The 11659-nt window shown below is 68.8% G+C and carries 9 protein-coding genes and 3 pseudogenes; 7 read left to right on the top strand and 5 right to left on the bottom strand.

The window, feature by feature from the left end; genetic code table 11:
* Nucleotides 1-258: 258 nt before the first annotated feature.
* The gene (locus GA0115240_RS33415) at nucleotides 259-972 is read right to left on the bottom strand and encodes an SDR family NAD(P)-dependent oxidoreductase (RefSeq protein ID WP_093742629.1); all 714 of its coding nucleotides are present in this window, start codon (nucleotides 970-972) and stop codon (nucleotides 259-261) included.
* A 156-nt stretch (nucleotides 973-1128) separates the two neighbouring features.
* Between GA0115240_RS33415 and GA0115240_RS33410 the strand changes: the two genes are divergently transcribed.
* Both GA0115240_RS33410 and GA0115240_RS33400 read left to right on the top strand, forming a co-directional pair.
* Nucleotides 1129-1737, top strand: coding sequence for a TetR/AcrR family transcriptional regulator (locus GA0115240_RS33410; RefSeq protein ID WP_093742627.1), 609 nt, complete (start codon nucleotides 1129-1131; stop codon nucleotides 1735-1737).
* A 1097-nt stretch (nucleotides 1738-2834) separates the two neighbouring features.
* Nucleotides 2835-3023 (top strand): annotated as a pseudogene (locus GA0115240_RS33400) (LLM class flavin-dependent oxidoreductase); the annotation flags it as partial.
* Nucleotides 3024-3057: 34 nt separating this feature from the next.
* Here the strand turns inward: GA0115240_RS33400 and GA0115240_RS33395 are convergent.
* From GA0115240_RS33395 to GA0115240_RS33385, 3 genes and pseudogenes are all read right to left on the bottom strand, one after another.
* Nucleotides 3058-4275 carry a hypothetical protein gene (locus tag GA0115240_RS33395; protein WP_237555419.1) on the bottom strand — a complete coding sequence of 406 codons (1218 nt, stop codon included), beginning with the start codon at nucleotides 4273-4275 and terminating at the stop codon, nucleotides 3058-3060.
* A gap of 43 nt (nucleotides 4276-4318) precedes the next feature.
* Nucleotides 4319-4624: a hypothetical protein gene (locus GA0115240_RS33390; RefSeq protein ID WP_093742623.1), complete on the bottom strand. Its 306-nt coding sequence runs from the start codon at nucleotides 4622-4624 to the stop codon at nucleotides 4319-4321.
* A 219-nt stretch (nucleotides 4625-4843) separates the two neighbouring features.
* A pseudogene (locus tag GA0115240_RS33385) lies at nucleotides 4844-5266 on the bottom strand (LLM class flavin-dependent oxidoreductase); the annotation flags it as partial.
* On the opposite strand from GA0115240_RS33385, the pseudogene GA0115240_RS35955 reads away from it, so the two are divergent.
* From GA0115240_RS35955 to GA0115240_RS33370, 4 genes and pseudogenes are all read left to right on the top strand, one after another.
* Nucleotides 5252-5410, top strand: a pseudogene (locus tag GA0115240_RS35955) (LLM class flavin-dependent oxidoreductase); the annotation flags it as partial. The pseudogenes GA0115240_RS33385 and GA0115240_RS35955 sit on opposite strands and share 15 nt — an antisense overlap.
* A gap of 220 nt (nucleotides 5411-5630) precedes the next feature.
* Nucleotides 5631-7349, top strand: a complete 1719-nt coding sequence (locus GA0115240_RS33380) for a putative T7SS-secreted protein (RefSeq protein WP_093742622.1) — start codon at nucleotides 5631-5633, stop codon at nucleotides 7347-7349.
* On the top strand, nucleotides 7346-7711 hold the full coding sequence (locus GA0115240_RS33375; protein ID WP_093742620.1) for a toxin-antitoxin system YwqK family antitoxin: 366 nt from the start codon (nucleotides 7346-7348) through the stop codon (nucleotides 7709-7711). Before GA0115240_RS33380 ends, GA0115240_RS33375 begins: the two co-directional genes overlap by 4 nt.
* Before the next feature lie 245 nt (nucleotides 7712-7956).
* Nucleotides 7957-8862, top strand: a complete 906-nt coding sequence (locus GA0115240_RS33370; RefSeq protein ID WP_093742618.1) for an LLM class flavin-dependent oxidoreductase — start codon at nucleotides 7957-7959, stop codon at nucleotides 8860-8862.
* A 40-nt stretch (nucleotides 8863-8902) separates the two neighbouring features.
* Here GA0115240_RS33370 and GA0115240_RS33365 read toward each other — a convergent pair whose 3' ends face one another.
* Nucleotides 8903-9715, bottom strand: a complete 813-nt coding sequence (locus GA0115240_RS33365) for a hypothetical protein (protein ID WP_176725245.1) — start codon at nucleotides 9713-9715, stop codon at nucleotides 8903-8905.
* A 377-nt stretch (nucleotides 9716-10092) separates the two neighbouring features.
* Here GA0115240_RS33365 and mptB point away from each other — a divergent pair, with 377 nt between their 5' ends.
* Nucleotides 10093-11646: a polyprenol phosphomannose-dependent alpha 1,6 mannosyltransferase MptB gene (gene mptB / locus GA0115240_RS33360; protein ID WP_107407258.1), complete on the top strand. Its 1554-nt coding sequence runs from the start codon at nucleotides 10093-10095 to the stop codon at nucleotides 11644-11646.
* The last annotated feature ends 13 nt before the right edge of the window (nucleotides 11647-11659 follow it).

The raw sequence follows: 11659 nt of genomic DNA, 5'->3' as shown, positions 1-11659 counted from the left end.
TAAGCACGATCGTCGCCCGCTGGCCTGCCCGGTAGGGGGTCTTGTGGCCGTAGGCCATCTTCTTGAGCCAGTGGCGCTCGGCAGCGGTCGGTTCCAAGGGCACGGCGGAGCACACGGGCATGGAAGGAGGGCGGCCCGTCTATCCGTGGTGGAGAACGAAGTTGCGGGGGCTGGCTTCCCGCACGGGCCATCGGCTCGCCCGGGCCACAGACTGGGCTTCGGGCCCGGTGGACCTTCCGGGCAGACCCAAATTACTCGTCAGGCGTTGGAGTGGACACCGATGCCGCCGGAGACGGTGAGGTTGTCGCCGGTGATGTAGCCGGCGGCGTCCGAGGCGAGGAAGGCCACGGCTTCGGCGATGTCGGCGGGAGCGCCGACGCGGCCGAGCGGGACGTCCCGGGCCCAGGAGTCGATCATTTCCTGGGAGACACCCATCTTGCTGTAGGCAGGGGTGTTGATCAATCCCGGGCTGACGGCGTTGACACGTATGCGACGGGGTGCGAGTTCGAGTGCCAGGGACCGCATGAGGGGCAGCAGCGCGCCCTTGGCGGCTGTCATCGCGGCCCCGAGCCCTTCGGCGGCGCCCACGGTGAACACGACCGAGGCGCCCTCGTTGAGGAGCGGCAGCGCCTTTTGCAGGGTGAAGAAGCTTCCCTTGACGTTGGTGTCGAACAGGGCGTCGAAGGCGTCTTCGTCGGTTGATTCGATCGGGCCGGGGCGGGAGATGCCCGCGTTGAGGAAGAGCAGGTCGAGGGAGCCGAGTTGCCGGCGCGCTTGGTCCATCGCCTGGTCGATGTCCGGCAGGGACCGTGCGTCGGCCCGGACAGCCGTGACGTCTTCGGGAAGTCCGGCGTTGGCGACATTGCCGAGGCCGGTGACCATGACGCGGTAGCCGCGGGAGTGGAGCAGTTCGGCGGTCGCCTTGCCGATGCCACTGGTTCCACCGGTGATCAGAGCTGTGGGTGCAGGCATGATGCGCTCCTTTGCGTGCTTCTGGGCGGGGCGTGAGCGGCTCCTGTCCGTGGGGCAGCGGGCGGTGCCGCTCATTCTGGCAGTGTATGCCAGATTGGCGGTGACTGTCACACGGGATGCGCATGCCGCCTTGGCAGCGCTGGGTAATCTGGTGCTATGCAGCAGGACGCCAAGGCAGCGACGAAGACTCCGACCACGCTGTGGGACCGGACACGACAGATGGCCTCCCGAGAGATCCTCGAGACGGCCTTGCGCCTGTTCACCGAGCAGGGCTACGACGAGACGACCATCGCCCAGATCGCCCGAGAGGCCGGCGTTTCCCAGCGCACCCTCTTCCGCTACTTCGGCACCAAGGAGGATCTTCTCGGCGGCAGCCAGGACCGCTTCGGGCAGGTCCTGACAGACACGATCGGCGAACTGCCGGCCGACGTCGGCGTCTGGGAGGCCCTGCGCGCAGGGGTTGCTGCCGTACTGACCCTGCACGACAGCCGCGAACAGGCCCTGGAGCGGTTCCGTCTCCTGCACAACACCGCCTCGTTGCGTGCCGGTTGGCTCGAAAAGCGACTGCGATTCCAGGACGATCTCCTGCCGCTCATCGAGACCCGTATGGACGCAGCTACCGGCACCGAGGGCGCGAAGGCCCGCGCGGTGATCGCGACGGCGTTCGCGTGCCTGGATGCCGCATCGATCACGTGGGTCGCCAACGACGGCAAGGGCGAAATCATGGACCTGTACGACGAGTGCCTGGCTGCGGTGCGCGGCTGACCCGCAGCGGCCAACCAGCCTGGAAACCGCTGACGGAAACCGGGCACATCCGCCGCCACAGACCGGGTCCGGATCCGGATCTCCCAGCTGTCTACCGACTGGTCACGCTGGCGTCACGCGCAACGACACAACTGGCACGTCCGCTCCGCTACCTGGACTCCACAGGACGAGTGCTTCAAGTCAACCCCGAAGGACTTCCAGCGCCGACCACTGAGCCGTCCCAGCCCGAGCCGAAGCCGGACTCCCGCGCCAAGACAACGGCCGAGCCGGTCACCCCTGGCCTTTGCGGTAACGCTTGGCCAGGACGGGGTCGGACTCCCACCACAGACCCGTCGATCCGCCCTCGTGGCCGCTGCTCCCTTGGCCCGCCGGTGCGGGTGCCCGACGTTGAACGTGAGGGCGCAGGCGGAAGATCGACCCGGGGATCAACATCAGGATGAGCCCCAGCAGAGGCACGATCGCCACCAGACCGAGCCCTGTGCTGGAACTGACGATCCGGCACCTCTCACCATCGGTCACCGTGACGGCCACCGCGTTCGACCTGTTGCCGCCGGCAGTGACCCGCACGCTGTGCGGACCGGGCTCAACAGTAAATTCCGCTACCTCCCCCTGCCGGACCGGACCGACCTTGTGCCCGTCCACAACGACACTGAGATTCCCCGCCCTGCGGAGCGGCGGAGCTTCCGCCAATACCGCCAATATTCCGGCCACCGAATGCTCCCAGGGTCTTCGCCAGCAACAAGTCCACGGACGGTACCCGAGAGCGATCACCCGACGCCATGGGAGGACGGGTTGCGTCGGCTGCACCTTCCACGTACCCGATGGAGCCGATCGGACATCCGCAGGCGCGGCGAAGGTGCGCGCGGCACATTCCCGCAGGTCAGCTCGTGATGCACGGACCTGGCTTGATCGACGTCACCAGGGTCCCGATCCTGATCCGTTCGGTCGGCCAGCACGTCAGGCTCATCAGCCTCTGACCGTCATTCCCGCAGGTCAGCCCGTGATGCGTGAACGCCCCTTGACTGAGACCAGTCTGGGCACGAGCCGGACGGTGGGGGAAGCGGTCGATCTAGGGCTGGCCCGAGCAGAGGCGGGAGGTGTGGCAGCGGGCCGAGCAGTTGAGGCTGCACGCCGCCTACACCTACGACCACCTGTCGTGGCGGGTGCCATTCCGGGACCGGACCTGGTTCGAGGCGGTGCCGACGCTGACGGCTGCCGCGGGGGTCACGGAGCGGATGCGGCTCGGGACGCTGGTGACGTCGGTCAAGCCTCGTTCATGCGTCACGGGCTGACTTGGTAGGACGGGCACAAGGGGGCGCCCTATGTGCGCTGGTGTCCATCAACGCTCTGGCGCACGCGCTCACCTGGCGCGACGCGGAGCAGCTCACTGAGCCGGTCGCCGATCACGGATACCCCGGGGCGGGGCTCGTTCAAGTAGTACCAGGGCTTGCGGCGGCGCAGCAGCGCATCACCGTGCTCGCTCCAGGTGAAGCCGGGCTTCCTCAGAAGTCTCCGGAACACCGCGTCGACGGTCTCTGGGTGTGCGGCGGCCAGCCGGCGGATCGGCAGTGGCGTGATCGACTCCTCGCGGAGGTACGTGCGGAGCAGGTCCTGGTGCCGTTTGTGGCCGGCGAGGGTCGGCTTCGCGAAGAGGTCCAGCAGCGTCCCGTAGTCGGCGTAGAAATTGAGCCCGTCGACCTCGTCGTAGATGACGCCGATGGTGTCCGAGTCCGCGAGTTCCGGCGGCAGCTCGAAGGCGGGCAGGTCCGGACTACGGCGACGCTTGCCCCGGGGAGGGCTGGGCTGTCCCGTGACGATGGTCGCCTGCCGGTGGCGGTAGTAGGCGTTGATGAGGTCCTCGGCCTCGGCAGGTGGAAGAACCAGTTCGTCGCTGCCGCAGAACTCGGCGAACGCGGCCCGGTCCTCCCGCATCCGCTGCCAGCCCTGCTCGACCTTCGCGGGGTTGCGGAAGACCAGTTCGGGTCGGCTGGTGGCCAGTTCGAGCGCCGCACCGGCGATGTCCCGCGCGCTGGACCGAGGGTAGGCGGACATCACACCGGAAACGAGCCACGCGCCGGGTACCGCCGCCAGGGCGACCAGTCGGGCGCCGAGGAAGCTTCCCTTCGTCACCGCGCGGAAGACCGACCGCCCCGCGTTGGAGTACGTCCGGTACTCCAGGTCGTCCAGCAGGTTGAGCAGGAGCAAGGAGCCGCCGTCCTTGCCCCGCACCTCGAAGAGTCCCTCTACCGGGTCGCGCCACGCCAGGACCGTCTCCCGGTCGGCATCGGTCAGGGCCGTTCGCCGGGCGACGAAGCGGTCGGCGACCGTGTTGCCGTCCGGCAGGCGGTACTGCAGCAGGAAGTGGTCGATGACGCTGATCGCGGTCGCTTCGTCCACCATGCCGTCAGGGCCGCCGGCCTCCGACAGGAGGGGCGTGAGAAATCGGTCGAAGGCGCGGCTCTCCCCGAACGCGACGAGCTCTTCCTTCAGTTCGGCGCTGCGCCGCAGGGCATGTGCGAGATCTGGGACGGTGTTCATGTCGCACTCCGATTCGCTGCGGCTTTCGTCCTGGTCCACTTCCTCAGCAGCCGGACCAGCGCCGGTACGCCTCGACCCAATGCGCTCCTTCCGGAGGCGGTACCGGCAGGGGAAGTTCCAGCAAGCCGACGTCCAGCTGGTACCCCTCCCGGACGCAACGAGCGACTAGACGGAAGTCGTTCGTGAGATCGACCCTGACCACCGTCACCTCGACGCCCAGGACGGTCGTGGAGAACGGGACCGCCAGGTGTTCGTCGATGACCGCCAGGAAACCGTTGACCGCCTCGATTGCGTCATACGTGTCAACCGTCGCTTCCTCGATCAGCGCGTCCAGTTCGGCGGTGCTCATTGTGCTCACCTTCGCCACGGTAGCGAGCGGGGGCGGGTTCCGTCGTCCGGTTCCCCGAACGATGGCCGCCGGCTCCGAGTGCCGGGAGCCCGCACTTGGTTGAGTGCGGGAGCCGAGGTAGGGGGTTCCACACCGCTTACGCCTACGACCACCTGTGGTGGCGGACCTTTGGGGACGGGTCGGGCCGTGCTTCGGAGCCGGTGACAACGGCGAGACGGGTCAGCTGAGTTGGGCGGGAGCTTCGGTGGCGATCTGCTCGAAGACGGCGGGATCGTGGCCGAAGATCGTGTCGGGTACCGGCCAGTGCAGCACGATCTCGTCGATGCCGGCCTCTGCGTGGCGGCCGGCGAAGTCCACGAAGGCGTCGAGCGAGGTGAAGGGCTCGGCGTAGTCGGGGGTGAAGCCGGTGAGGAAGATCTTCGGCACATCGGCCGGGTCGCGGCCCTCGCCGGCAAGGGCTGCGGAGACGCGTTCGACCTGGCCGCGGATGGCGGCGACGGACTGCTCCGGGGTGCCCTCCTCGAACACGCTCGGGTCCCCGGTGGTCACCCACGCCTGCCCGTACTTCGCGGCGAGCCGCATGCCGCGCGGGCCGGTGGCGGCCACGGCGAACGGCAGGCGGGGGCTCTGCACGCACCCGGGCTCGGGTTCCATGCCGCCTACACCTACGACCACCTGTCGTGGCGGGTGCCGTTCCGGGACCGGACCTGGTGCGGGGCGGTGCCGACGCTGACCGCCGCAGCCGGCGTGACGGAACGCATGCGGTTGGGACCCCTCGTCATCTCGGTCAAGCCTCGTTCACGCATCGCGGGCTGACCTGTGGGCGTGCGGTGTCCTGGCCGAGCCGGACGCCTGCTTCCGCATCGGCGGTTTCGGCCGGGACGAGTGCTCTGTCGAGCTGAGGGGAAACTGCCTAGGCTGAGCGATGCGTCATAGGCGTTGTGACTGGGGAACTCCGGGGGGAGCGGGGCGGATGGGGCGGCCTGGTGACTGGCACATACTCGATTTGGACCGCGACCCGACGCCGGGTGATCCGTCGCGGGTGAAGGCGTTGTCGCTGCAGTTGCACGACTTCGCCGACGATGTGGAGTCGGCGTTGCGGCTGGTGCGGGGGATGCAGTCGGAGGACGCGATCCTGTCGTGGGCGGGGCTGTCGGCGGACGCGTTCCGGGACGAGTTCGGGTCGGCGCCGAAGAACCTGGACAAGCTGCACACCTCGTACCGGTTGGCGGCCGACGCCCTGGAGGCGTACTGGCCGGACTTGGAGCACGCCCAGTCCCAGGCCGACCGGGCGCTGGCGGACGGCCGCACCGCCCACGCCCAACTCACCGCCGCACAAGGCGGCCTGAACGGTGCGCAGAACTGGGTCCATACCGCAGCTGCCACCGCCGGCACCTACGACCCGGCGAAGAATCCGGGGAAGACGGTTCCCCCGCCGGATTCGGACCAGGTCCGGCAGGCCACCCGCGACCTGGCCGCCGCCAAGGCCCAGCAGGCCCACGCCCAGCAGGCGGTGACGTCGGCGCAGTCGGCACTGGACGCGGCCAAACGCCTTGCCGAGCAAGCCCGCGGACTGCGCGAGGACGCCGCCCGCCGCACCGTCACCAAGCTCCACGAAGCCTCCGACGCCGGTATCAAGAATCGGCACTGGTGGGAGAAAGCGGTCCACTGGGTCGCCGACCACTGGGACGACATCGTCACCGTCTGCAAGTGGATCGTGGCCATCCTCGGCATCGTCGTGATGATCATCGGCGGGCCGCTGGCCTGGCTCGTCGTCGCCGCAGCCCTGCTCGTCCTCGCCGACACGATCAGCAAGTACATCCAGGGCAAGGCCACCTTATGGGACGTCCTGTTCGCAGCCCTGGACTGCATCCCCATGACCAAGGGCCTGACCTCCCTCGGCAAACTCGCCGAACTCTACAAAGCCGGCGGCCTCCTCCGCATCGGCGCCGAAGGCGTCAAAGGCGCGATCACCGGGCTCAAGAACCTGGCCGGGTTGATTCGGTCGGCCGGATCCGGCCTGAAGCAATTGACCATTCTGTTCCGTGATGCCTGGCGCGCGGGTAAGGAATTCAAAACCCTGCCGCTGCCTCCTGCCGGCTCGGGAGCCAAACTTCTCGAAGTCCTGGACGAGTCAAGAATCACTCGGAAGGACGGCCTGATCACGAAGATCGACGGCAGGCCGGTTTCCACCTACCTGAAACATGTCACCGACATGAGGGTGCAATCCTACAAGGACTTGATTGCCGAAGGCGGTGTCTTCCGCAAGAAGGACTTGGGTGATTGCATCGGAATCGGAGTGGACCGAAGGACGGGGCACGTGTACGAAGGCATCAATGGGCGCAAGGGAGACGTGTTGGATCCCAGCGAGGTCCACCCCACGATCCAGGACCGCGTGGACCGGCTGCATGATGCCGGCCCTTTCCCGGACCGCGAAGGAAATCCAACCTTCGACTACCCTCATCCTGACCTTCCTTTGCGTCACGCCGAGGTCAAGGCGACCAACATGGCCTTGCACGACCGCGCGGCGGCCGGTCTTGCGGACGGGGCCTCAGCCTTGCCCGAGATCACCATGAACACCCACTTCGTATACACTCGCGGCGGGATGCCGGCACCTTTCTGTGCCAACTGCCACCAAGTCTTGGGTGACGTCACGAGTGTCGCGGGCCGTTTCCCCGGATGGCCGCCCAGTGACGACATACTCATCCCTGGAGACACGTCATGACCCGCGTCAACGTCGATGATCCCGAACTGGATGCCGAACTCGACCAGTCAGTCACCTACCAAGGTCGCCTGTTCACCGGTGAAACGTATGAGGAGAATCCCCGCACGAGAGTCGTCGTCGCCGAGACGACTTATCGCGACGGCCTGGAGGACGGTCCCACCCGTGGCTGGTATCCGGACGGGGAGATCGAATTCGAGGGTACCGTCGAGCGGGGACTTCCCAAGGGCGTCTGGCGTTCATGGCACAGGAATGGCCGACTTGCCGAGGAGAAGGAATTTGGTGGCCGGCAGGGAGGCGTCGTCGCTTTAAGGCGATGGTCGGAGGACGGCGAATTGGTCGAGGAGCGTACCTTCGGCGATTAGTAAGGAAGCTTTGACGGACGGGCATCGATCGCGGGTTGGCCGCGCCATCCATGGATATGCCGGTGGTCGCGCCGGATTCCTGGTGCGGGACTGTCGGCTTCGGCGGACTGCCGCCGGCCGCAAGGTCAAGCCGCCGCCGCATCGGACAGACGCACACTCAGGCTTCGCCCCCTCTGCGAAGCGGACGCTGCCACCTGGCGCTTCGTCCCGGCCGCGACCTGCCGGGCCGACGTACGCTCGGCTCCATGAGCATGCGTCTGAGCACTGTGATCCTGCCGATCTACCGCTGGCACGAGCAGGGCCGGGAGGTGTGGCAGCGGGCCGAGGGGCTCGGGTTCCATGCCGCCTACACCTACGACCATCTTTCGTGGCGGGTGCCGTTCCGGGACGGGCCGTGGTTCGGGGCAGTTCCCACGCTGACCGCGGCGGCGGGGGTGACCTCGACGATGCGGTTGGGCACCCTTGTAACCTCCCCTAATTTCCGGCATCCGGTGCCGTTCGCGAAGGAGCTGATGACGCTGGACGACGTCAGCGACGGGCGGTTGACGCTGGGGATCGGGGCGGGCGGGACCGGGTTCGACGCGGAGGTGCTCGGGCAGCAGCCCTGGTCGCCGAAGGAGCGCGCCGACCGGTTCGCCGAGTTCGTGGAGCTCCTCGACCGCCTGCTCACCCAGGGCGACAGCAGTTTCGACGGCACCTTCTACTCCGCTGTGGAGGCCCGCAACATCCCCGGGTGCGTGCAGAGCCCCCGCCTGCCGTTCGCCGTGGCCGCCACCGGCCCGCGCGGCATGCGGCTCGCCGCCAAGTACGGGCAGGCGTGGGTGACCACCGGGGACCCGAGCGTGTTCGAGGAGGGCACCCCGGAGCAGTCCCTCGCCGCCATCCGCGGCCAGGTCGAACGCGTCTCCGCAGCCCTCACCGGCGAGGGCCGCGACCCGGCCGGTGTGCCGAAGATCTTCCTCACCGGCTTCACCCCCGACTACGCCGAGCCCTTCACCTCGGTCGACGCCTTCGTGGACTTCGCCGGCCGCCACGCAGAGGCCGGCATCGACGAGATCGTGCTGCACTGGCCGGTACCCGACACGATCTTCGGCCACGACCCCGCCGTCTTCGAGCAGATCGCCACCGAAGCTCCCGCCCAACTCGGCTGACGCCGCCGCCACGCGATCCGTCCCCTGGGGCCGGCGGCGGTCAATGCTCTGAGGACGCCGGGAGTTGGTCGTAGCTCTTGAAGGTGTAGTAGGCCGTGAAGGATGCGAGGTTGTCGCCCGCGCCGGAGGGCAGGGCGAAGCGGCGGTTGAGGAGGAGGCCGAGGGGGCCGCAGTGGGTGGCCGCGGGCGCCGAGACGGTGTTGTCGTACGTGGTGAACTCGATGAGGGGCGGGTCTTCCGAGAGCCAGGTGCTCGGGCCCGCCGGCTTGAGGTGGAGGCTCACGGGCTGCTGGTCCGTGCCCATGGTGCATGCCGGTGCGAGAGCCGGCGACACCAGCCGGAATTTCATGTCCAGCGCGCCCCTGTCCTCGCCGGTGCCCAGGAAGTCGGCGTATCCCCCGTACTCGGGCAGGAGGGACAGCCTCGGAGTCGGCAGGCGGTCGGACCGCGTCCCCTTGCCGAACAGTCCGCCCGGCACCGGCGTCGCCTCGGCCCGTAGGGAACCGAAGACCTGGCCGGTCGTGCCGTCCGGCAGGGGGCCCTCGGCGTGTACGAGGGTGATCGGCTTGATCTCGGGAAGGTCGATTCCGCCGAGCCGGACGCTCCCGGCGGCGATCATCACCTCGCAGCGCCACTGAGCCCGGTCGACGCCGGCCGGGAGTACGCGCGGGCAGTCTCCGAAACCGGCCGAGAACGCGCCTGCGGGAGGAGGGGTGTCGGCGGCGGCACCCTGGGCGAAGGCCGGCGCCTGGGCCGCGGCGGTCACCAGAGCGAGGGCTGCTGTGACGGCGGCCGCGGCGGCAGTGCGACGACTGCGATGACCGCGGCGTCCGTTCGTGATCTTCTTGTCCATACCCTTGATCCTGGCCGCCGGCCGGACCCGGCCCATCGGGAAAGACCCCGAGCGGCCCCCACTCGCACCCTGACGCAGCGTCAGGGCGGAACCGGCCGGGGGGCCAGGGGGCCGGAGGGCCAGGGAGCTAGGGGGACCGGCGTGACCGGCGTGACCCCGCGGGCCACTCGCCCGCTGATCGTGGCGCCGACTCACCTGCGGGATAAGGGAGTTGTCCTCCGATTGGCCGGAGCAACGCCCGCCGTTCGCCCGAGTGACATCTCGAACCGGTGTGCTCTGGAGACGCCAGACGCACCTGGCTGAAGTGCTGAGGTTGCGGCACTTTTGGGGCCGGGCCCGGTGGAGGACACACCTCGCCGTTCGAGTGAAGAGCGCCGATGGGTGATATTTCGGAGACTCGCAGGGCTCAGGCGTCCGAGGCCGTGTCGAGCGACGTACTGCGGTACCGGTGGCTGGGTGCCGGCGGCTCCGCGGCACTGAGCCTGGCCGGCTGCTGGGCGGGAGTTCTGCCGGTCTACCAACCCCAGGCCCTCTGGTTCGACGCGCAGCCCACGAAAACCTTCGCGGCCGCGACGATCGGCTACGCCGGCCTGATCGTCCTGGCGGTTTCCTGGTGGCGGCTGGGGCGGCTGATACGGTCCGGCTCGGCCGGCGGCGCCCGCCAGATGATGGTCACCCTCTGGTACTGGGTGACGCCGCTGGCCCTGGGCGCCCCCCTGTTCAGCCGGGACGTCTACAGCTACGCGGCCCAGGGCGCCATGGCCGCACGGGGATGGGACGTGTACACGGCCGGTCCTTCGCTGCTGGGCGGGCCGTTCGCGGCCGGGGTGAACCCGCTGTGGCGCGACACCCCCGCGCCGTACGGGCCGGTGTTCGTGTGGCTGGCCGAGCATGTGGCGCGGGTGACCGGCGATCACGTTCTCACCGCGGTCATGGGGATGCGTGTTGTGGCGCTGATCGGCTTCGCGCTGATCGTCTGGTCGGTGCGGCGTCTGGCCGTCGCCTCGGGTGCCGATGAAGCCGGCGCGTTGTGGCTGGCCGCGCTCAATCCCCTGGTGCTGGTGCACCTGGTCAGCGGCGCCCACAACGACGCGATCATGCTCGGGCTGATGCTCAGCGGCCTGGTATTGGCCCGGCGGGGCCGGCTGGCCCGGGCCGCCGTCCTCATCACGCTGGGCATGCTGGTGAAGGCGCCGGTCGGGCTCGCGCTGATCTTCCTGATACCCGGGTGGTCGGGCAGCCGCACCGGATGGGTCCGGCGCTCGGCGGTGGTGGCGGCGGCTTCGGTGACGACCGTGATCGTGACCACGGCGCTGCTCGGCTACGGCTACGGCTGGCTGTCGGCACTGAGCACGCCGGTCGCATCCGGTCGCGAACTGTCGATCAGCTCGGACATCGGCGTCGTCCTGGGCGCGCTCAGCGGTCATCTCGGGCTCGCCGCGTCCCACACCGTTGTCTCGGCGGTGCGCGCGGCGGGTCTGCTGGCGGCCCTGGGGGGCGTCCTGTTCTGGTTCTGGCGGACACCGCGGCTCGGGCCCGAGTACGCGCTCGGCATGGCGCTGCTGACCGTGGTGATCCTGTCCCCGGCCGTGCAGCCGTGGTACTTCCTGTGGGGCCTGCTGCCCATCGCCGCCGGAGTCGCCGGCCAGGCCGTGCAGACCAAGCTGGCGGCGGCTTCGGTCGGCCTGCTCTACTTCGCGTTCCCGTGCGGTCAGAATCCCGACGTGGCCTACACCCTGTGCTGCTACCTCGGAGCGGCACTGGCGTTGATGATGCTCCACCACATGGATCCGGCCGCCGGATTCTCCCGGCGCACCGGCTGGTTGAGCGGCCTGACGTACCGGCAGGCGGACCATCTGTGGCCCTCACTGCTCGACGAACCGCCCCGGCGACGGCGTATGGCCCGCCGGACGGCCGGCCTGCGGCTCTGACCGGCCGGACATC

Source organism: Streptomyces sp. DvalAA-14, assembly GCF_900091855.1.
GTDB lineage: Bacteria > Actinomycetota > Actinomycetes > Streptomycetales > Streptomycetaceae > Actinacidiphila.
Note: the sequence above shows the minus strand (reverse complement) of the source record. Positions and strands in the feature narration are given on the sequence as shown.

Excerpts from the sequence above, each read along its gene's own strand:
- GA0115240_RS33375 (WP_093742620.1), top strand. The coding sequence starts at position 7,346 with ATGACCCGCGTCAACGTCGATGATCCCGAACTGGATGCCGAACTCGAC.
- GA0115240_RS33415 (WP_093742629.1), bottom strand. The coding sequence starts at position 972 with ATGCCTGCACCCACAGCTCTGATCACCGGTGGAACCAGTGGCATCGGC.
- GA0115240_RS33395 (WP_237555419.1), bottom strand. The coding sequence starts at position 4,275 with ATGAACACCGTCCCAGATCTCGCACATGCCCTGCGGCGCAGCGCCGAA.
- GA0115240_RS33365 (WP_176725245.1), bottom strand. The coding sequence starts at position 9,715 with ATGGACAAGAAGATCACGAACGGACGCCGCGGTCATCGCAGTCGTCGC.
- GA0115240_RS33370 (WP_093742618.1), top strand. The coding sequence starts at position 7,957 with ATGAGCATGCGTCTGAGCACTGTGATCCTGCCGATCTACCGCTGGCAC.
- GA0115240_RS33390 (WP_093742623.1), bottom strand. The coding sequence starts at position 4,624 with ATGAGCACCGCCGAACTGGACGCGCTGATCGAGGAAGCGACGGTTGAC.
- GA0115240_RS33410 (WP_093742627.1), top strand. The coding sequence starts at position 1,129 with ATGCAGCAGGACGCCAAGGCAGCGACGAAGACTCCGACCACGCTGTGG.
- mptB (WP_107407258.1), top strand. The coding sequence starts at position 10,093 with ATGGGTGATATTTCGGAGACTCGCAGGGCTCAGGCGTCCGAGGCCGTG.